At 66.3% G+C, this 19,089-nt stretch carries 20 protein-coding genes and 2 pseudogenes; all 22 read left to right on the top strand.

The window, feature by feature from the left end; genetic code table 11:
* On the top strand, positions 1-662 hold a 662-nt coding region (locus HY726_04875), incomplete at its 5' end, for an AMP-binding protein (GenBank protein MBI4608323.1).
* A gap of 328 nt (positions 663-990) precedes the next feature.
* Positions 991-1,653 carry an alpha/beta hydrolase gene (locus HY726_04870; GenBank protein ID MBI4608322.1) on the top strand — a complete coding sequence of 221 codons (663 nt, stop codon included), beginning with the start codon at positions 991-993 and terminating at the stop codon, positions 1,651-1,653.
* 23 nt (positions 1,654-1,676) lie between these two features.
* The gene (locus HY726_04865; GenBank protein ID MBI4608321.1) at positions 1,677-2,978 is read left to right on the top strand and encodes a phenylacetate--CoA ligase family protein; all 1,302 of its coding nucleotides are present in this window, start codon (positions 1,677-1,679) and stop codon (positions 2,976-2,978) included.
* Positions 2,979-2,993: 15 nt separating this feature from the next.
* Positions 2,994-3,881: a nitroreductase family protein gene (locus HY726_04860; protein ID MBI4608320.1), complete on the top strand. Its 888-nt coding sequence runs from the start codon at positions 2,994-2,996 to the stop codon at positions 3,879-3,881.
* Positions 3,882-3,905: 24 nt separating this feature from the next.
* Positions 3,906-5,000 (top strand): cobalamin-independent methionine synthase II family protein, encoded by a 1,095-nt coding sequence (locus HY726_04855; protein MBI4608319.1) that lies wholly within the window; start codon positions 3,906-3,908, stop codon positions 4,998-5,000.
* 99 nt (positions 5,001-5,099) lie between these two features.
* A complete protein-coding gene (locus HY726_04850) occupies positions 5,100-6,302 on the top strand; it encodes an amino acid ABC transporter substrate-binding protein (GenBank protein MBI4608318.1) in 1,203 nt (400 codons plus the stop codon).
* Between the two features lie 6 nt (positions 6,303-6,308).
* Entirely contained in the window at positions 6,309-7,037 is a 729-nt protein-coding gene (locus tag HY726_04845) for an ABC transporter ATP-binding protein (GenBank protein ID MBI4608317.1), read from the top strand.
* Positions 7,030-7,749 carry an ABC transporter ATP-binding protein gene (locus HY726_04840; GenBank protein MBI4608316.1) on the top strand — a complete coding sequence of 240 codons (720 nt, stop codon included), beginning with the start codon at positions 7,030-7,032 and terminating at the stop codon, positions 7,747-7,749. The genes HY726_04845 and HY726_04840 overlap by 8 nt, the downstream gene beginning before the upstream one ends.
* Positions 7,746-8,615: a branched-chain amino acid ABC transporter permease gene (locus tag HY726_04835; protein MBI4608315.1), complete on the top strand. Its 870-nt coding sequence runs from the start codon at positions 7,746-7,748 to the stop codon at positions 8,613-8,615. The genes HY726_04840 and HY726_04835 overlap by 4 nt, the downstream gene beginning before the upstream one ends.
* Positions 8,612-9,547, top strand: coding sequence for a branched-chain amino acid ABC transporter permease (locus tag HY726_04830; protein ID MBI4608314.1), 936 nt, complete (start codon positions 8,612-8,614; stop codon positions 9,545-9,547). Before HY726_04835 ends, HY726_04830 begins: the two co-directional genes overlap by 4 nt.
* Before the next feature lie 10 nt (positions 9,548-9,557).
* Positions 9,558-9,779, top strand: a complete 222-nt coding sequence (locus tag HY726_04825) for a hypothetical protein (GenBank protein ID MBI4608313.1) — start codon at positions 9,558-9,560, stop codon at positions 9,777-9,779.
* Positions 9,776-10,243, top strand: coding sequence for a hypothetical protein (locus HY726_04820; GenBank protein ID MBI4608312.1), 468 nt, complete (start codon positions 9,776-9,778; stop codon positions 10,241-10,243). Before HY726_04825 ends, HY726_04820 begins: the two co-directional genes overlap by 4 nt.
* 592 nt (positions 10,244-10,835) lie before the next feature.
* Positions 10,836-11,969: an MBL fold metallo-hydrolase gene (locus HY726_04815; protein MBI4608311.1), complete on the top strand. Its 1,134-nt coding sequence runs from the start codon at positions 10,836-10,838 to the stop codon at positions 11,967-11,969.
* A gap of 168 nt (positions 11,970-12,137) precedes the next feature.
* On the top strand, positions 12,138-12,845 hold the full coding sequence (locus tag HY726_04810; protein ID MBI4608310.1) for an RraA family protein: 708 nt from the start codon (positions 12,138-12,140) through the stop codon (positions 12,843-12,845).
* A 138-nt stretch (positions 12,846-12,983) separates the two neighbouring features.
* A complete protein-coding gene (locus tag HY726_04805; protein MBI4608309.1) occupies positions 12,984-13,718 on the top strand; it encodes a class I SAM-dependent methyltransferase in 735 nt (244 codons plus the stop codon).
* 128 nt (positions 13,719-13,846) lie between these two features.
* Positions 13,847-14,321, top strand: a pseudogene (locus HY726_04800) (MEDS domain-containing protein).
* An 801-nt stretch (positions 14,322-15,122) separates the two neighbouring features.
* Positions 15,123-15,668, top strand: a complete 546-nt coding sequence (locus HY726_04795) for a DinB family protein (protein MBI4608308.1) — start codon at positions 15,123-15,125, stop codon at positions 15,666-15,668.
* 7 nt (positions 15,669-15,675) lie between these two features.
* Positions 15,676-16,179 carry a nucleotidyltransferase domain-containing protein gene (locus tag HY726_04790; protein MBI4608307.1) on the top strand — a complete coding sequence of 168 codons (504 nt, stop codon included), beginning with the start codon at positions 15,676-15,678 and terminating at the stop codon, positions 16,177-16,179.
* Entirely contained in the window at positions 16,176-16,586 is a 411-nt protein-coding gene (locus HY726_04785) for a HEPN domain-containing protein (protein ID MBI4608306.1), read from the top strand. Before HY726_04790 ends, HY726_04785 begins: the two co-directional genes overlap by 4 nt.
* 232 nt (positions 16,587-16,818) lie before the next feature.
* Positions 16,819-17,010, top strand: a pseudogene (locus HY726_04780) (MoaD/ThiS family protein).
* Between the two features lie 137 nt (positions 17,011-17,147).
* Positions 17,148-18,050 (top strand): TIGR00269 family protein, encoded by a 903-nt coding sequence (locus tag HY726_04775; protein ID MBI4608305.1) that lies wholly within the window; start codon positions 17,148-17,150, stop codon positions 18,048-18,050.
* A gap of 21 nt (positions 18,051-18,071) precedes the next feature.
* Entirely contained in the window at positions 18,072-18,848 is a 777-nt protein-coding gene (locus tag HY726_04770) for an MBL fold metallo-hydrolase (GenBank protein ID MBI4608304.1), read from the top strand.
* Positions 18,849-19,089: the final 241 nt, after the last annotated feature.

The following is a 19,089-nucleotide window of genomic DNA, read 5'->3' as shown; positions in this document are numbered from 1 at the left end:
CGCCGGAGCTCTACAAGCGCTGGACCGAGCGCTTCAAGGTGGAGCTGCTCGACGGGATCGGGACCACCGAGATCCTGCACATCTTCCTCTCCAACCTGCCGGGGCGGGTGAAACCTGGTTCCTCGGGTGTACCTGTTCCCGGCTACGAGGCGATCATCGTGGACGAGCAGGGAAGACCGGTCCCGCGCGGCGAGGTGGGGAACCTCCGGGTCAGGGGCGATTCCACCATGGCCTTCTACTGGAACAAGCACGAGAAGACCAAGGAGGCGCTCCTCGGCGACTGGATCCAGACCGGCGACAAGTACTACGCGGACGAGGACGGCTACTTCTGGTACTGCGGGCGCTCCGACGACATGCTGAAGGTGGGCGGGATCTGGGTCTCGCCGGTCGAGGTAGAGAACACGCTGGTCGGGCACCCGGCCGTGCTCGAGGCGGCGGTGGTGGGCAAGGAGGACACCGACAAGCTGGTGAAGCCCAAGGCCTACGTGGTGCTCAAGGACACCTACACGGTGTCTCCCGAGCTGGAGGCCGAGCTGAAGGGCTTCGTCAGGGAAAAGATCGCGCCATACAAATATCCTCGGTGGATCGAATTCGTGCCGGAGCTGCCCAAGACGGCAACGGGGAAAATTCAGCGGTTCAAGCTCCGCCAGCGCGAGCGATGAGCGCTGCGGCAGGGGGCGTGAGGGGAGGAGGGAAGGGAATCATGTCCCGATGGATTGCAGGATGGACCGGACCGTGGCTGGTGCTGATATTAGGCGCTGCACCGGGCCATGCGCAGATCGCCAATTTGCCGCAAGAGGTGCAGGCCAGGATCATGGCCCTGGGGCCGGTGCTGAACCCAGACATGATCGCGGCGACGCTGGACGCGCTGCGGCCAATCGTGAAGCAGTCTCCGCTCGCCAGTCTCAAGATCACGACGGACTTGAGAGTTACGGCCCGGACGCCCGGCATCTGTTGGATGTCTACGCGGCCCAGCCGCAGAGGACAGGAATGCCCGTTGTGGTATTCATCCACGGCGGCGGCTACGTGGGCGGCGCCAAGAATCGCGACGGCATCTACGGCAACGTGACAGCGTTCTTCGCACGCCATGGAATGCTCGGCGTGAACGCAACCTATCGCCTGGCGCCGCAGCACCCTTGGCCCGCTGGCGCTGAGGACGTAGGCAAAGTGGTGGCCTGGGTGAAGGCTCGTGCCGCGGACTACGGCGGCAATCCGGAGCGGATCGTGCTGATCGGCCACTCAGCCGGAGCTACGCACGTGGCCTCTTATGTGTTCGATCCCGCGCTGCATCCGGCCGGAGGACCAGGAGTCGCGGGTGCTGTTCTCGTGAGCGGCGCATTTCGCGTCACCAAGGAGGGCTTGGCGCCCAACGTGGCGGCCTACTTCGGCAAGGACGAGAGTCAATTTGCGAATCGCTCCCCCCTCACCCACGTGGGCAAGGGCAAGGTGCCGCTCTTCATCGCCATGGCCGAGCTGGACCCGGTGTTTCTCGCCACCCAGAGCCTGGAACTCGCGCAACTTGTGTGCAAGCGCGACGGCAAGTGTCCGCGCTTCATCTGGTTGAACGGTCACAATCACATTTCGGAGATGGCCAGCTTTGATACGGCGGACCGGGATTGGGGGCCGCCATCGTCAATTGGATTGGCGCACTGAAGTAGCGTCGTAGGGACAACACAATCAACCCCGCTGAGGTTCCCTTCTTCGATCGGGCGCTTGAGACGCTTCCGGCCGAGCGGCTCCGCGCCCACCAGTGGGAGCGGCTGAAGGCCGTCGGCCGCGAGGTCTTCCCCGCGAATCCCTTTGTCAGGCGGAAGTGGCAAGCTGCAGGAGTCCGCTCGGCAGACGACCTCCGCTCGTGGGACGACTTCTTCAGGCTGCCGTTCACCACCAAGGCCGAGCTGGTCGCCGACCAGGCCGAGCATCCGCCGTTCGGCAGCAACCTGACCTACCCGCTGGAGCGCTATGTTCGGGTTCACCAGACGTCGGGGAGCACCGGCCAGCCGATCCGCTGGCTCGAGACCCAGGAGTCCTGGGAGTGGTGGGCCCGCTGCTGGGGCTTCGTCTTCCGCGGCGCGGGCGTGATGCCGTCGGACCGGGTCTTCTTCCCGTTCTCCTTCGGCCTCTTCATCGGCTTCTGGGCGGGCTTCGAGGGCGCACGGGCCCTGGGCGCGCTCGTCATTCCCGGGGGCGGCCAGGACTCGGTCACGCGCCTGGCCTGGATGGAGGCGCTCGGCGCCAGCGTGCTGGTCTGCACGCCATCCTACGCGCTCCACCTCCTGGAGGTGGCGCGCGGGCGGGGGATCGAGCCCAGCAAGCTCCCCGTGCGCGTCACGGTGCACGCGGGGGAGCCGGGGGCGGGGATCCCTGCGGTGCGCCGACGCATCGAGGACGGGTGGGGCGCCAGAGCCTTCGACCACTCCGGGATGACCGAGATGGGCGCCTACGGGTACGAGTGCGTGGCGCAGGCTGGCCTCCATGTCAACGAGTCAGAGTTCATCGCCGAGGTGATCGATCCAGCAACCGGCGCCGCGGCAGCAGAGGGGGAGCTGGTCCTGACCAACCTCGGGCGGGCGGGTTCACCGCTCTTCCGCTACCGCAGCGGAGACCGGGTCCGAGTCGCGGGGGCGCCGTGCGTCTGCGGCCGCAGCTTTCTCCGCCTCGAAGGGGGGATCCTGGGCCGTCTCGACGACATGCTGATCGTCCGCGGTGTCAACGTCTTCCCCTCGGCCATCGAGGGCATCGTGCGCGAGTTCCCGTCCGTTGACGAGTTTCTGATCGAAGTGTATAAACGGGCGGAGATGGACGAGCTCCGGCTGCTTGTCGAGGTTGACGCCGCACCGGCCGAGACCGTGCAGGAGATCCGGGAGCGCCTCCGCGCTGGGCTCGGCATCCGGATCGAGGTCGTCCCCGTTTCCGCCAAGAGCCTGCCCCGGTACGAGCTGAAGGCCAAACGGGTGGTGCGGAAGGCGGCCGGCTAGCTGGAGGTACGCGCCATGGCCGAACGCGCGCTCGCCGAGCGAGAGGCCTTCAACAACGTGACCCGCTATAACGCCTTCATGGAGGTCGTCCGAAGCCGGATGACGAACCGCGCCTTCGGCCCCTACGAGGTCCCGCGCGAGCACTTCGAGCTGATTCTCGAGGCCGCCCGCCACGCACCCTCTGGGGCCAACTCGCAGCCGTGGCACTACATCGTCGTCACGGATCCGGAGGTAAAGCGGAAGATCGGCGAGTGCTTCGTCGAGGAGCAGCAGCAGCGGGCCAAGCTCAAGATGGGCTTCCCCACGCCCAACTACAACGGCGTGAAGACCGCGCCCGGCCTCATCGTCATCGTCGCCGATTTTCGGTTCGTCAAGGCGTTCCCCGTCCTCAACGACGGCTCTGAGCTGGACCGTCTCTACAAGCAGAACGCCGAGCGGATCCTGCTCCAGAGCGTGGCCGCCTCCACCATGTCGGCCCATCTGGCCGCGGCTGCACTCGGGTACGCGGTCTGGTGGATCAGCGCCATCGGGCAGGAGCCGATCCAGCGGCAGATCAAGCCGTTGCTCGGCGTCCCCGAGGACCTCGCCGTCATCGACGTCATGTGCTTCGGGCCGCCGCTCAAGCCTTCCTACAAGCGGTGGAAGAAGCCCCTCGCGCAGATCATGAGCTGGGACCGCTTCAACCCGGAGAACTACATGACGGATGCGGAGATCGACACGTGGATCAAGACCACGCGGCATAAGGTGATGTACCGGGACGAGTCTAGGGTGACGTTCGAGCCGAGGGGCTCCCGACGAGCCGCAGGCGAGGAGAGCCACGAGGCGAGGCCCGAGTGGCAGTTCGAGCCGAGGGGCTCCCGACGAGCCGCAGGCGAGGAGAGCCACGAGGCGAGGCCCGAGTAGATACTGATGCCAGCCGGCGGGCCGATGACGGTTTTTCGCACCGAGGGTGTGGGGAGCCTCCTGCGGCCCCCCTACTTGGTCGAGGCGCGCCAGGAGCTCGAGCGCGGTCGCTTCAGCTCCGTCGAGTTCAAACTGATCGAGGACAGGGCCGTGGACGAAGCGATTGCCCTGCAGGATGAAGCCGGCCTCGATGTCGTCACGGACGGCGAGCAGCGGCGATACGCCTTTTTCGGCCACTTGATCGACGCGCTGGACGGCTTCGACAAGTTCGGCGGCTGGGCCATCCCGTTCCGGAACGAGCAGGGCGAGCAGCTCCTCTACAAACGGCCGGTGGTGGTCGAAAAGCTCAGATGGCGGCGCAGTATGTGCGCCGAGGAGTTCGCCTACCTGCGGGCCCGAGCATCCCGCCCGCTAAAGATCACGCTCATCAGCGTCCAGCAGGCCGCTGCCTACTATGATCCGGACAGGTCCCGGGGCGCCTACCCCACCCGCGACGCCTACCTGGCCGACATCGTGGACTTCACGCGCCGCGAGGTGGAAGAATTGATCCGGCTCGGCTGCACTTACATTCAGATCGACGCCCCTCAGTACGCTGCCCTGATGGATCCCTCGATTCGCGAGGGCTACCGCCAGCGCGGCAGCGACCCGGACGAGCTCATCGACACCTGCATCGAGATGGACAATGCCGTCGTCGGTGGGCATCCAGGCATCACGTTCGGCCTGCACATCTGCCGCGGCAATAACCAGAGCATGTTCTACGCCAGCGGCGACTACGAGCCCGTGGCGCCTCGTGTGTTCCGCGGGAGTCGGGTGCAGCGGTTCCTGCTCGAATACGACGATGAGCGGTCCGGCGGCTTCGAACCGCTGCGTCATGTGCCGGACGACCGGATCGTGGTGCTGGGCCTCGTGACCACCAAGAAGCCGCGCCTGGAGTCCGTGGAGGAGCTGCGGCGCCGGATCGCCGAAGCCGCCAAGGTGGTCCCGCTGGAGCGCCTGGCCCTGAGCCCTCAGTGCGGCTTTGCCTCCACGATGGAGGGCAACCGCATCTCGCCGGACGACCAGCGGCGAAAGCTGGAGCGCGTCGTCGAGACGGCCCGGGCCGTGTGGGGCCCAGGGTAATTTGGGTTCGAGCGCCGGCTTTGCCGGCGCAAGCCCTCGTGGGGGAGGCTTCGGAGGGGGCCGTCGAGGCCCCCTCCGATCTAGATCAAGGAGGGGACGATGAGACGACACGGGTGGTTCGAACGGTGCTTGCTCGTTCTGTTCGTGGGGATCCTCGCCGGCTGGCCGGCCGCGGCAGTGGCCCAGGCCATCAAGGTCGGCGCGGTGGTGCCGCTCACCGGGCGCTATGGCGGCGGTGGGGCTCAGGTCCGGGCAGGCTACGAGATCGCTGTGGAGGACGTCAACCGCGCGGGAGGCGTGACGGTCGCCGGGAAGAGGATACCGTTAGAGTTGGTCCTCCTCGACGACGAGTCCGATGCCACCAAGACCGTGAGCCGCATGGAGACGCTGGCGGCCCAGGGGATCCTGGCCTACCTGGGCGGGTTCGGCTCGGACCTCCACGCCGCGGCGGCCTCGGTGGCCGAGAAGAACAAGACGCCCTACCTCGGCGTGGCCTTCGCGCTGAACAAGATTCACCAGCAGGGGTTCCGCTACCTGTTCTCCCCGTTCTGGAAGTCCCCCGACATCGGTCAGCACCTGGTGGCGCTGCTCGGCTCGATTCCCGCGGCGGATCGTCCCAAGACCGTCGCCATCTTTCAGGAGAAGACCGACTGGGGCCGCGAGATGGCGACCGCCTGGACCGAGGCGGGCAAAGCGGCCGGTTTTCAGGTGGCGGTCAACGCCGACTACGCCCCCGGAGCCAAGGATTTCTCCGACATGATCCTCAAGGCCAAGGCAGCCAGGGCCGAGGCGGTCTTCGCCGTGCCGACGCCGCCGGACGGCATGACCATCGTCAAGCAGATGAAGGAGCTTGACTACAACCCCAAGCTGACGCTCATGGTGCGCGCGCCGGATCCTCCGGTCTGGGGGAAGAACCTGGGCAAGGACGGCGACTACGTCCTCCTGGCCCCGGGCTGGCACCACGCCGCCCGCTACCCCGGTGTGAAGGAACTGAATGAGGCCCACGTCAAGCGGGTCGGCCGCCCAGCCGATGTCATGACCGGGCCCTCCTACGCGTCGGTGCAGATCCTGGCCAAGGCCATCGAGCGCGCCGGGGCCCTGGACAAGGACAAGATCCGCGACGCCATCGCGGCCACCGAGATGACGACGGTGGTGGGGCCGGTGAGGTTCCGCCCGGACGGTACCGGGATCGTGCCGTCGGTCTTCAACCAGTGGCTCAACGGCAAACAGGAGCTGGTCTGGCCCAAGGAATTCGCTACCGCCCCGTTCGTCTATCCGGCGCCGCCGTTCGCGAAACGATAGCCCCGAATGCCGCTCCTGGAGGTGGAGGGCCTCTCCAGGTCGTTCGGAGGGGTCGCGGCGGTCCGCGAGGTCAGCTTCGCGGTCGAGGCAGGTGAGATCGTCGGGGTGATGGGCCCCAACGGATCGGGGAAGACCACCCTCTTCAACCTGATCACCGGGGCCCTCACCCCCGACGCGGGCCGGGTCCGGATCGACGGCGAGGAAGTCGCCGGCCTGTCCCCGCACCGGGTCTGCGCGAAAGGCATCGCGCGCACCTTCCAGCTGGTCCACCCGTTCCCAGGCCTCACCGCCCTCGAGAACGTTCTGGTGGGGCAACTCTACGGGCGGAAGCGCCTACCGCTGGCCCGCGCCCGCGGGGAGGCGGAGCGCCTCCTCGGGACCGTCGGCCTCCGCGGCAAGGGCCACCTCCCCGCGGCCCAGCTCACCCTGGTTGAGCGGAAGCGGCTCGAGCTGGCGCGCGCCCTCGCGACGGCGCCGCGCGTCCTCCTGATGGACGAGTTCATGGCGGGCCTCACGCCCACCGAGGTCGCCGAGGCGCTCGCGCTCATCCGCGCGCTCCAGGCCGAGGGGATCACGCTGGTCGTGGTCGAGCACATCGTCTGGGCGCTCCTCGACCTCTGCCACCGGATCGTCGTGCTAAGCGCGGGCGAGAAGATCGCCGAGGGGGTTCCGGCGGCGGTCGCGCGGGACCCGACCGTCATCGACGTCTACCTGGGGCGCGCCGCCCTTGCTTGAGGCCCGCGACGTCCACGCCGGCTACGGCGACGTGCAGGTCCTTTTCGGCGTCAGCTTCGCCGTCGCGGCTGGCGAGATCGTCGCCCTGGTCGGCCCCAACGGTGCCGGCAAGACTACGCTCCTCCGGACGATCGCCGGGCTGCTCCCGCTCCGCCGCGGGAGCGTGACCTGGGAAGGGAGGCCGATTCACCAGGCCCCCGCCCACCGGATCGTCGAGGCCGGGATCGCCCTCGTCCCGGAGGGGCGCCGGCTCTTCGCCCGGATGACCGTGGAGGAGAACCTGCGCCTGGGGGCCTTCGCGCCTCGCGCGCTCCCGTTCAGGCGCGAGGCCCTCGAGCGCGTCTTCGTGATCTTCCCCCGGCTCGCCGAGCGCCGGCACCAGCTCGCGGGCTCGCTCTCGGGCGGCGAGCAGCAGATGGTGGCGATCGGTCGCGCGCTGATGTCCCGTCCCCGCCTTCTGCTCCTCGACGAGCCTTCGCTCGGCCTCGCCCCGCGCGCGGTGGAGGCGATCCTCGCCGTCCTCCGCGAGGTTCACCGCGAGGGTGTCGGGGTTTTCCTGGTCGAGCAGAACGTCCACGCCGCCCTCGCCCTCGCCGATCGCGGGTACGTGCTCGAGACGGGCCGGGTCACCGGCGCGGGGAGCGGGCGTGACCTCCTCCAGGACCCGCACGTCCGCCAGGCCTACCTGGGCCCGCTCGCGGTTTCGCGGTGAGCCTCCTCGCTCAGCAGATCCTGCTGGGCGTCCTGATCGGTGGCCTGTACGGCCTCGCCGCCGTGGGGCTGTCGCTGATCTTCGGCGTCCTCAAGGTCCTGAACGTCGCCCACGGCGAGCTCCTCATGCTCGGCGGCTACGCGAGCTTCTGGCTCTTCACCCTCCTCGGGGCGGATCCGTTCGCATCGCTCCCCGGGGTGGTGCTGGCGCTCTTTGTCCTGGGCCTCTGCCTCTACGCCGCGCTCTTCGGCTTCGTCGTGCGGGCCCATGAGGAGGAGCGGATCAAGAACTCACTCCTGATCGGGTTCGGCCTCGCCCTGGCGCTCCACGCGCTGGCGGTGCGGCTCTGGACGGCGGACGAGCGCTCGATCACCACTGACTACGCGGGCGAGGTGCTGACGCTCTGGGGCCTCGCGGTCCCGCTCGTGAGGCTCGCGAACCTGGGGCTCGCCTTCGCCGTCATCCTGGCTCTCCACCTCTTTCTCCGGCGCGCGCGCTGGGGCCAGGCGATCCGGGCCACCGCCGAGGACTGGGAGGCGGCGTCGCTGATGGGCATCAACGTGCGCCGCGCTTACCTCCTCGCCTTCGCGATCGGGACCGGGCTCGCGGGCGCGGCGGGGAGTCTGGTGAGCGTGGGCTACTCGATCAACCCCTCCATCGGGCTCGAGTGGACGCTCAAGGCGTTGATCGTCGTCGTCCTCGCCGGGATGGGGTCGATCCTCGGGACGTTCTTCGGCGGCCTCTTCCTGGGCGTGGCGGAGGCGGTGAGCGCTGCGGCCGTCGGAGGACCCTACCGCGAAGTCGTCGGGCTCGTCATCTTCCTGGGTGTCCTGATGGCGCGGCCCCAGGGGCTCTTCACCCGATGAGCCGGCCGGGCGCGTCGGAGATCCGCTGGGCGATCGTCATCCTCGCGGCCTTCGCGGGCGTCGCCTTCGTCCCGCTCCTCGTGCCGCGTGACGACGTGCTCAACTTCTTCGTGATCTTCCTGCTCTCGGTCGCGCTCGCCCAGAGCTGGAACCTGATCGCGGGCTACGCCGGCCAGATCAACCTCGGGCACGCGGCCTTCTTCGGGCTCGGCGCCCTGGTCACCCGGACGCTCTGGGTCCAGGGGCTGCCGATCCTCGCGGCGATGGGCGCGGGCGCCGGCGTGGCCATGGCCTTCGGCCTTCTGATCGGGGTCCCGGCGTTCCGCCTCCGCGGCGCCTACTTCGCGATCGGGACGCTGGCCCTCGCCGAGATCCTCAGGATCAGCGTGGGCAACGCGCTCGCGGAGATCTCCACGCTCCCGGCGGCGACGATCGCCGGGTACGGCCTGGCCAGGCGCTTCTATCTGACGCTGGCCCTCGCCGCCGTGGCCGTCTGCGCCGTGGCTTGGACCGCGGCATCGCGGGTGGGCCTCGGGATGCGCGCGATCCGGGAGGACGAGGCCGCGGCGGAGGCCTCGGGCGTGGGGACGCTCGCGCACAAGCTTCTGGCGCTGACGCTCTCGACGTGTCTGGCGGGGCTGGCCGGGGGGGCCTTCGCCTACTACCACATCAGCTACTACCCCCAGCACGCCTTCGGCCCCCAGTGGACGTTCGACGCGCTCCTGATCACGTTCATCGGGGGGGTCGGGACGCTGCACGGCCCGGTGCTGGGGGCGCTCTTCTATGTCTTCGTCAAGGAGTACCTGGCGATCCGGTGGGTGGAGGTGCACCTCTTGATCTTCGGCGCCCTGTTCATCGCGATCGTGCTCCTGCTCCCCGGCGGGCTGGTGGAGGTGTTCACGCGCGCGCGGCGCCTCTTCGCCGCGGCGTGAGGCTTGGCAAGTGTTCCCCGGCACGGTAACATTAATGGGTGGGGAAGATTCGCCGGGTGGCTACGTCTTCATCAGCTGGAAGACGGACCATCCCCCGCGGCACGTTCACGTGTATCCGAACCGCAAGCTCATAGTGAAATGGGACTTAGACAACAAGAAGCCCACGAAGGGGAAAGCGTCAAAGAAGCTCGTCGGACTCATAGAAGAGCTCGAATCTGAGGGCAAGCTATGAAGATTCGATCCGTCGCTCCCAACAACCGGCGCAGAGCGTTCGAGGTCAGGACCTCAGCAAAGCGCCTTGTGTTTCCCTTCGCCAGGGTCGACCCGCGGCCGACGGCCGACGATCCAATTGTGCGGGTGTTCGTAGATAAGGAACTCGCCCGCGAAGGGTTTACCTATGTTCTCAAGTCCGGCCGGGAGGGAACGGTTCATATCGAGCAGGTTCTCGAGTATAACCAGGATCCAGCCTACTTTCGGGCTCTCTTGCTCTACCGGCTGACCATCGAGGCTCAAAAGCGCGTCGATGCGAGCCAGTTGTCCAAGCGGGAGATCATTCGGCGGCTGGGTACTTCCGCTACCCAGTTTTACCGGCTTCTGGATCAGACGAACTACCGCAAGTCCATGGACCAGCTATTGTTGCGGCTTCACGTTCTCGACTGTGACGTCGAACTCGTTGTTCGAGCCAAGAGCGCTTGATTTAGACCAAACAGGCCGTTAGCCCGCGGCACGCAGCGGGCGGGGCCTTCGCCTACTACCACGTCAGCTACTACCCCCAGCACGCCTTCGGCCCCCAGCGGACGTTCGACGCGCTCCTGATCACGTTCATCGGGGGGGGTCGGGACCCTGCACGGCCCGGTGCTGGGGGCGCTCTTCTACGTTTTCGTCAAAGAGTCCCTGGGATCCGGTGGGTGGAGGTGCACCTCTTGATCTTCGGCGCCCTGTTCATCGCGATCGTGCTCCTGCTCCCCGGTGGGCTCGTGGAGGTGTTCGCCCGGGTGCGGCGGCTCTTCGCGGCGGCCTGAGGGACGGGCGCTTCCCGCTGCCCCCTGCGCTCAGTTCGCTGCAGCCATAATGGGATTATGCTGACCAGCGTTTGTCGGCAACGGCGAGTTCCCGAACCTTGACAAGTCCTTGAAAACCGGAAAGAATTCCCGCAGCCGTTAGAAGTTCAGCAGCGAGATGCTGGTCAACCTACTCATAGTTCGGTGCACAAGGCCGAGAAAGGAGGCCGACGGCGTTCACGGCTCAGCGGTAGTCGTTCGCTGTCCACAACGAGGAGGGGAACGCGATGCGATACAGCATACCGATGACGCGACGAAACTTCGTACGGGCCGGTACCGTCGTGGCCGGGACACTCTTGCTCGGGGGACCTCTCCGGCGCTCAGGGCCAGCGCCGGCCGCGGCTCAGACGAGCGCGCCGCCGATTGTCGATCGCCTGGCGGTCCGCGTGGTCGTGGACAGTTACCAGGATGCCCTCGTCCGTACCTCCAGGGTGGGCAACGTCGATGTCCAGCGCTTTGGCGTCGTCTTCGGCCCTGGCCTCGGCAAGCACATCCACAACGAGTTCGGCCTGTCGCTGCATCTGGAGTCCCAGCGCGGCAGCGAGACACGTCAGGCACTCCTGGACTTCGGATTCACGCCGGCAGCGCTCTTCAACAACCTCGAACTCCTGAAGATCGACCCCGCGGCGATCGACGCGCTGATCGTGAGTCACGGTCACTTCGATCACTTCGGCGGTCTCGTTCCCTTCCTCAAGCGCGACCGAGGAAAGATGCGAGGCGAGCTGCCGCTCTACGTAGGTGGCGAGAACACGTTCTGTTACCGGTGGGTGGTTCCCCCGGGCGGCCAACCGCAAAGCTTTGGCGTCGTTGACCGTCGCGACCTCGCTGCCGCCAACGTGCGCGTCGTGCTCGCCGACAAACCCGCTGTCATCGCAGGGCATGGCTTCACCACGGGTGCGATCGCCCGTACGTCGTTCGAAAAGGTGATCCCGAACACTCGGGTCGAGGTCGGCACGCGCGACGGTGCCGGCTGCGATCCCTCGCACTTTACGAAGGAGGAGCGCGAGGGCAAGCTCGTGTTCGACAACCACTGGGGCGAGCATGCAACGTGCTTCAATGTCAAAGACCGTGGACTCGTCGTGATCTCCTCTTGCGGCCATGCCGGGCTGATCAACTCGATCCGTCAGGCGCAGATGGCCGCGGGCGTTCAGAAGGTCCATGCGGCCATCGGCGGCTTCCATCTCTCCCCGGCGCCCGAGCCCTACATCGCCCAGACGATCCAGGCGCTCAAGGAACTCGATGTCGACCACGTCATTCCTATGCACTGCAGCGGCGCCAACTTCATCCGCGCCATGCAGCGCGATCTGCGGGACCGGTTCATCATGTCCTACACGGGAACGCGCTACATTTTTGGTGCTTGAGGAGGCCCGCATGACGCAGGGTTCCTGGCCGGACCTCGACCGAGGTCTTCCTGTAGCACACTGAGCACCGAACAACATGGTAGAGCGGACCGGCCGAGAGCGGCCGGCCGCTCACCATGACCGTTAGCGACACCTCCACAACCAAGAGCCCGTGCTCCGGAGGACCGAATGAAGAGCACTGACCTAAACCAATTGTTCTCCCGCTCCTCGACGCCGCTGATATGCGACGCCTGTCTGAGGCTGGGGGTCCGCTACGACGTGCCGAATCCTGGCATCAGACCGCTCCGTTCCACGATGAGGATCGCGGGGAGAGTGCTGCCGGCGCGGCATTATGGGAGTGTAGATGTTTTCCTCGAGGCCCTCGAGAATGCCGAGGCAGGTGACATCCTTGTTATCGACAACGGGGGGCGGCTTGACGAGGCTTGCATAGGTGATCTGACAGTCCTTGAGGCACAACATGCGGGCCTCGGTGGAATCGTCGTGTGGGGCGTACACCGGGATACGGCCGAACTGGCCGCAATCGCGTTTCCCGTGTTCAGCTGCGGCAGTTGTCCCTCGGGTCCGCAGCGGCTGGATGCCCGACCTTCCGAGGCCCTCACGTCAGCCTCCTGCGGTGGGTTTCGGGCGGATACCTCTTACTTTGTCGTCGGTGACGAGGATGGGGTAGTGTTTGCGCCATTGGCACAGGCAGCCAAGATTTTCGCGACGGCGGAAAGCATCCGGTCGACCGAGAGTGCTCAGGCGCAAGCGATTCGATCCGGTACGTCCCTTCGAGCACAGCTGAGCTTCTCCGAGTACCTTGAGGCACGAATCCATGATCCGTCGTATACGTTGCGAATGCATCTGAAGCGAGTGGGTGGTGCGATTGAGGAATAGGATGTGGTGGCTAACCTGCGCATGCACCTGTCGGTCTCGCGTGTCAGGGCGCGTGCAAGAACGGTGCGCGGGCCGCGCCACGCGGCCCGCAGGTGATGCACGACGGTAGGCTGCCGAAAACGAGACACGTGAGAAGCAATGACATTGGCCGATAGCGCGAGCTACGACCAATTCGCCTGGGTCTACAACCGGCACTTCGGTCGGTACGCAGAGCAGGTACTGGGCCCTCTGAATGAGCTTGTCCTTCATGACTTCCCCCCGCCGCGTCGAATTCTCGATCTTTGTTGTGGGACTGGCCAATTGGATCGAGCGCTTCAGGCGCTGGGATACGAGATCACAGGAATCGATGGATCGCCCGAGATGATTCGGTTCGCTCGGGAGAATGCCCCTGGGTGCGAGTTCATCGTTGCCGACGCACGTGCCTTCTCTGTTCACCGACCCTTTGACGCTGCAGTGTGTGTCTACGACAGCTTGAATCACTTCATGCATCTCGACCGTCTGCGCGAAGTCTTTCGCTCAGTCCATGCGGCGCTTCAGGAGGGGGCCCCCTTCGTGTTCGACTTGAACATGGAGGCAGGCTTTCGGGAGCGCTGGCGTGGTTCGTTCGGAATCGTCGAAGACGATCATGTTAGTGTGTTTCGCTTCCATTTTGACGAATACGAGAAGAGAGGTGAATTCGCTGCGACCATTTTTCGACGGGAGTCAGGGTGGAGCCGTTCCGACTTCAGCTTGGAGCAGCGATGTTACTCAGCCGAGGAGGTCACGACCGCTCTGTCGGCGGAGGGTTTCTCGAGGGTCAGCATCGTGGATGCCCAGCAGTGGCTCAGTCTCAACAGCCGGATCGGAAGGAGTTTCTTCCTCTGCTTTGCGTGAGCAAGCCGATTGGAGGAATCATGGCGAGCGACGAAACGCGACGAGTACACTTGGCTGGCTCGGTTCTTGACCGCTCCCGCCATGTGTGCGCCTTCTTCCACACCAAGGAAGAGGAATACAACGTTCTCTTGCCCTTCATCAAGGAAGGCTTCGGCCACGGCGACAAGGCCTATCACATCGTTGAATGCGGGCACCGCCCGGAACACCGGCATCGACGTCGCCACGGCCGAACGCAACGGGCAGTTAGAGATCCGCGCCTGGGAGGAGGCTTACCTGCGCGATGGATATTTCAACCAGGACCGGATGCTCGCCCTGATTGAAGAGGTGCTGACCCGCGGCAAGACGCAGGGCTACCGGCTCACCCGCCTCGTCGCTAACATGGAGTGGGCCCTGGAAGACCGCCCCGGCGTGGGTGAGATCGTAGAGTATGAGACCCGGTTAAACTACGTGCTGCCCAAATACGACGATGCCGTTTGTTGAACCTACGACTTGGCCCGGTTCGGTGCCGACATCGTCATGGACATCTTCCCGACGCATCCGATGGTGATCATGGGGGGCAGACTTCAGCTGAACCCGTTCTTCGTGCCGCCGGACCAGATGCTTCCGCGCGAGGAACGCGCGGGCGCCCGTCTCCATCACGTGATTCTTGAGCACGAGGGCCCCCATCCTGGCTTCGATGGCTTTCCGCGCCACCTCAAAGTCGTCAATGGCCCGGCCGAAGACGTCAGGGGAGGAGTGGACGTGTAAGTCGATCATTCCTTCGATCGGGCTCTTCAGCGGCGGGGGCGGGGGAAAGACCCGCACCTGGGCGTCTGCGGGAGCGACGCCAGCCAGCGCTGCGAGCGCCGCGGTCCCCTTTGCGGCCGTCTTCAGGAATTCCCTGCGCCCGGTCGGCTCACCCCAACCGTGGCCGCAGCAGCATGTGAGCTTCCATCGCTTGATCTTCATGCGCGTGATCCTCCCTTCGAGTCGGATAATTCAGGACATGCGCGCGCGGCGCCAGCGGTCAGGAGGGCTACGGGGCACGGGGCGGGCTGAGCTCGCTAAGACCAACGGCACACGGCTGAATCTCACGTGTTGTCTCGGACGCCTCTGCGGGCCAGTCACCCGCTCGGGTCTGGACGATGCCGGCCACCGGTGCCGGTAAGCATAGGTCTGAGGGCGGTCCGTGTCAAGGGGCCTCTCGGAGCCAGACGCAGCGCATTGACATCGCTCGAAGCCTCGGCATAGAGTCCTCTCACATCGAGCGCTCCGTCCGCGGAGGCTGTCTCGGCGGGTGGCCTGACGCGTGAGGGAGGGGCGATGAGCCGCCTTCGATGGAAGCGGAAGTGGCAGTAGGATGTCACGTAACGCCGTGATCGTCCTGTCTCGCGCGGTATAATTTGGGGCGGAGGTGGATTCCAGATGACGTTGCCGGCCGCGGTTCAAGCGTTGTGGGACGAGCTTCAGGCGATCCGCGCGGAGGTCCTGAAGGAGGCCGAAGGGCTTTCCCAGGCTCAGGCGGACTGGCGACCGAGCGAGCGGGACTGGTCCGCGGGTGAGATTGTCCACCACCTCACGCTGGCGGAGGTGAACACCGGAAAGCTCACCACCAAGCTCACGCGCGACGCCTCCCAGGCCGGTAAGCTCGCGCCGTTTCCCGCGGGCCTGAAGGTGTTCGAGCCGCTTCCATCGTCGCCACCGGGCCCGGCCGAGGCGCCACCGGTGGTGAGGCCGGAGAAGGGCCACCCGATCGGGCAGCTCCTGGCGGACATGAAGGCCGCGCGCGAACGGAGCCGCCAGTCCATCGAAAAGCTCGGCGCCTGTGACCCACGGCCCCTGACCTGGGCCCACTTCAGGCTGGGCGAGCTGAACCTGGCCCAGTGGTGGATCCTCCAGGCGCGGCACGACGGCGACCACCTCCAGCAGCTCCGCGCCGTCAAGGCCGCCCCGGGATTTCCAGGGGCGTGAGATCCCCATGACGCGCGGTGAAATCTCGGAAGCGTGGAAGGCGCTGGCAAACCGGGCGGTTGCTGAGTATCGCGAAGCGTTGGGTGAAGACCTTCTCGCTCTGGCGTGCTTCGGGTCCGTCGCCCGCGGTGCGCCCGGACCTGACAGCGACCTGGACCTCTATGTGGTGACGCGGTCTCGCGTTTCATCTCTCATCGACCCCCGCCTGGAGCCACTCACGCGTTTCCGCGAGACCCCGGAGTATCAGAGGCTGGCACGCGAAGGACACCGACCCGACCCGATGCCCGTCTTCCACAGCGTGGCGGAGCTGGCGAAGCACCCCTGGATTCTGCTCGACATCGCCGACCACGGCGTAATCCTCTATGACCCCGAGGGCGTCCTGAATCGGGAGCTGGAGAAGGTTCGGTGTCGCTTGCGCGAACTTGGGAGCAAGCGGATCGAACGTCCCGACGGGAGCTGGTACTGGGACCTGAAGCCTGACTGGCGCCCTGGCGAGCTCGTCGAGCTGTGACGAACCGCGAGCGGGCGCAGCAGCTCTTCGCAGAGGCGCTCGGAATCGCGGAGGACATGCAGAGGGCGGTGGCACGGGGGCGCTTCAATCTCGCGACACGCCGGGCGCAAGAAGTGATCGAACTGGTTGTGAAGGCGCTCCTGAACGAGGTAGGTGTTGAGTATCCCCGAACGCACGACCCGGCTCCCGTTCTGGTTGAAACAATCCGCCAGCGTCGCCTCCCGGCGGATCCGGCCTTCCTTGAGTGGCTGAGCGGGCTGTCAAACCGCTTGGCTGAAATTCGAGGTCCCGCCTTTTATCATGAGATCGAAGTTGGCGAGGCCGAGGCTCGAAGGGCAGTGGATGCCGCCGAGCGCGTGCTTGGGTTTGGCCAGGAATTCCTCGGGCGGCTAGAGAAAGGCCAGTGACAGCTGAACCCCCCAGCGGTCCCGGCTGGTCAAGGCTGCCCTCCGGCTCCCGAAGGCGCGAGCGAGCGGGGTCGGACAAACCGGGTGGGCGACCTATGGATGCGCCCGATAACGGACCCGGAGTATGCTGGGGAGGTCAAGCCCCCAAGGTACGGCGGGCCAGGGGTGAGTCCGATTCGCGTCCGTTTGGAAGCCCTGCTCGTCGGAGCGTGAGCAAGTTACCGAGAATTCAATGAAAGTCATCCTGCGCAATCCACGGCGCGAGGTGGAGCTGAGCGGGCGGCGGCGGGTGAAGGAGTTGCTCAAGGAACTGGACATCCTTCCCGACACGGTCCTGGTCATCCGCGGCGATCAGCTCCTCACGGCCGATCAGGTCGTCGAGGAGCGCGATGAGATCGAGATCCGGCCGGCGATCTCCGGGGGGGCGCGTGGCAGTTCGAGCCGAGGGGCTCCCGAGGCGCCGCAGGCCTCGCAGTTCGAGCCGAGGGCCGTCGGCCATGCCGTGAGGCAGGCCCGGCGCGAGGCGAGGCCCGAGTAGGTAACACTGAGGCGAGGCCCGGGATGAAGTGCCGGAAGTGCGGCGGCCAGGCGGTCCTCGAGCTGAGGCGGCACAACGCGGCCTTCTGCGCCCCCGACTACCTCGACTTCTTCAGAAAGCAGGTCCGCGAGGCCATCCGCCGGTTCAGGATGTTCGAGAAAGACGAGTCGGTGCTGGTGGCGGTCTCGGGAGGCAAGGACTCGCTGGGCCTCTGGGATGTCCTGCTCGGGGAGGGGTACGCTTCGACCGGGCTCTACCTGGACCTCGGGATCTTCGACTACTCGCGCGAGTCGAAGGCCAAGTGCGAGGCCTTCGCCGCCGCGCGTGGCGCCAAGCTCCTGGTGGTCTCGGTGGAGGAGGCGGTCGGCGCTCCGATTCCCGGCGTGCAGGAGGCGACACGGCGGCCTCCCTGCTCGGCCTGTGGCCTGTCCAAGCGCTACCTGATGAACCGGGCGGCGCTGGAGCACGGTTTCTCGGTCGTCGCCACGGGTCACAACCTGGACGACGAGGCCGCGACCCTGTTCGGCTCGATCCTCCACTGGGAGACCGGCTCGCTCGCGCGTCAATCGCCGATGCTTCCCGCGACCCATCCGAAGCTCGTCCGCCGGGTGAAGCCCCTCTTCCGTCTCACGGAACGGGAGACCGCGGCCTACGCCTTCCTCCGCCGGATCGACTACATCGTGGAGGAGTGCCCGTTCTCGAGGGGCGCGACCTCGCTCCTCTACAAGGACATCCTGAACCGGCTCGAGGACGCCTCACCGGGCGCCAAGCACAATTTCCTGTACGGCTTCCTCGAGCGGGGGCGCCCGGTCTTCGAGAACCCGGAAGGCGTCCAGCTCAACGAGTGTGCCCGCTGCGGCCAGGTGACCACCGGGACTCTGTGCGCCTTCTGCAAGCTGGTGGACCGGATCAAGCACGCCCGGTGAGTCCGTCGGCCGAGCGACGGCATGGCAGATGAGCTGATCTTCCTCGGCACCGCCGGGGGCCGCATGAGCGTGGCCAAGCAGCTCCGGGCCTCCGGCGGCTTCTGGGCGGTCCTCGGCGGCACACGCCTCCACGTGGACCCGGGCCCCGGTGCCCTCGTCCACTGCCACGCCAAGGCCCTCAAGCTCGACCCCACGACGCTGAGCGCCATCCTCCTGACCCACAAGCACCTGGATCACGCCGGCGACGTCAACGCCATGATCGAGGCGATGACCGAGGGCGGGACGAAGAAGCGCGGGCGCGTCCTGGCGCCGCGGGACGCTTACGAGGATGATCCGGTGATCTTTCGCTATGTGAGGAGCTACCCCGAGAAGACGGAGGTCCTCGTGGAGGGTGGGGTCTATCAGCTCGGCGCGCTTCGTATCGAGACGCCCCTCAGGCTCAAGCATCCGGTCGAGACCTACGGGCTCAGGCTCGTCGGTCCGGACCTGACCGTGAGCCTGATCGCCTGCACCGGCTACTTCCCGGCCATCGAGCAAGCCTACGCAGGCGATGTCCTCATCCTGAACGTGGTCTTCCTCCCTCGCCGCGACGACAGTCACCTCTGCCTGGAGGATGCCGAGCGGTTGATCGCCGCCATCCGCCCGCGGCTCGCCATCCTGACCCATTTCGGCATGACGATGGTGCGCGGCAAGCCCTGGGAGCTCGCCGATCGGGTGAGCCAGGCGACGGGGATCAAAACCCTCGCCGCCCGCGACCACCAGCGCCTGGACCTGGCGAAGGCCCTCGCCCCGGGCTGACCGAAGCCCCGACGCGAGCGGAGCGCGGCTGGCCACACCCGCCGCGGAACTTCTCGCCCGGCTCGTTGGAGAAGCCGCAGGCTGGGCAGGCGAGCGCCAGAGCAGCCATTTCGGAAGATAAGCCAGTAGCCACGCGGTAAAGCCTCGCCGGGGTTGCCCGTCGGTCCTGCCAGCGTTTCTCGCGCAGGGCACGCTATTTTCGCACTCGCAGAAAAGTCTTGACTTCAGCCGTATCTGTGTG

It is taken from the genome of Candidatus Rokuibacteriota bacterium (genome assembly GCA_016209385.1).
Classification (GTDB): Bacteria; Methylomirabilota; Methylomirabilia; order Rokubacteriales; family CSP1-6; genus JACQWB01.
This window is presented reverse-complemented; position numbering and strand designations above follow the sequence as displayed.

Bases quoted from the DNA above. Each gene is read 5' to 3' on its own strand.
- HY726_04870 (MBI4608322.1), top strand. From the start codon at position 991: ATGCCCGTTGTGGTATTCATCCACGGCGGCGGCTACGTGGGCGGCGCC.
- HY726_04860 (MBI4608320.1), top strand. From the start codon at position 2,994: ATGGCCGAACGCGCGCTCGCCGAGCGAGAGGCCTTCAACAACGTGACC.
- HY726_04855 (MBI4608319.1), top strand. From the start codon at position 3,906: ATGACGGTTTTTCGCACCGAGGGTGTGGGGAGCCTCCTGCGGCCCCCC.
- HY726_04850 (MBI4608318.1), top strand. From the start codon at position 5,100: ATGAGACGACACGGGTGGTTCGAACGGTGCTTGCTCGTTCTGTTCGTG.
- HY726_04845 (MBI4608317.1), top strand. From the start codon at position 6,309: ATGCCGCTCCTGGAGGTGGAGGGCCTCTCCAGGTCGTTCGGAGGGGTC.
- HY726_04830 (MBI4608314.1), top strand. From the start codon at position 8,612: ATGAGCCGGCCGGGCGCGTCGGAGATCCGCTGGGCGATCGTCATCCTC.
- HY726_04820 (MBI4608312.1), top strand. From the start codon at position 9,776: ATGAAGATTCGATCCGTCGCTCCCAACAACCGGCGCAGAGCGTTCGAG.
- HY726_04815 (MBI4608311.1), top strand. From the start codon at position 10,836: ATGCGATACAGCATACCGATGACGCGACGAAACTTCGTACGGGCCGGT.
- HY726_04810 (MBI4608310.1), top strand. From the start codon at position 12,138: ATGAAGAGCACTGACCTAAACCAATTGTTCTCCCGCTCCTCGACGCCG.
- HY726_04805 (MBI4608309.1), top strand. From the start codon at position 12,984: ATGACATTGGCCGATAGCGCGAGCTACGACCAATTCGCCTGGGTCTAC.
- HY726_04795 (MBI4608308.1), top strand. From the start codon at position 15,123: ATGACGTTGCCGGCCGCGGTTCAAGCGTTGTGGGACGAGCTTCAGGCG.
- HY726_04790 (MBI4608307.1), top strand. From the start codon at position 15,676: ATGACGCGCGGTGAAATCTCGGAAGCGTGGAAGGCGCTGGCAAACCGG.
- HY726_04775 (MBI4608305.1), top strand. From the start codon at position 17,148: ATGAAGTGCCGGAAGTGCGGCGGCCAGGCGGTCCTCGAGCTGAGGCGG.
- HY726_04770 (MBI4608304.1), top strand. From the start codon at position 18,072: ATGGCAGATGAGCTGATCTTCCTCGGCACCGCCGGGGGCCGCATGAGC.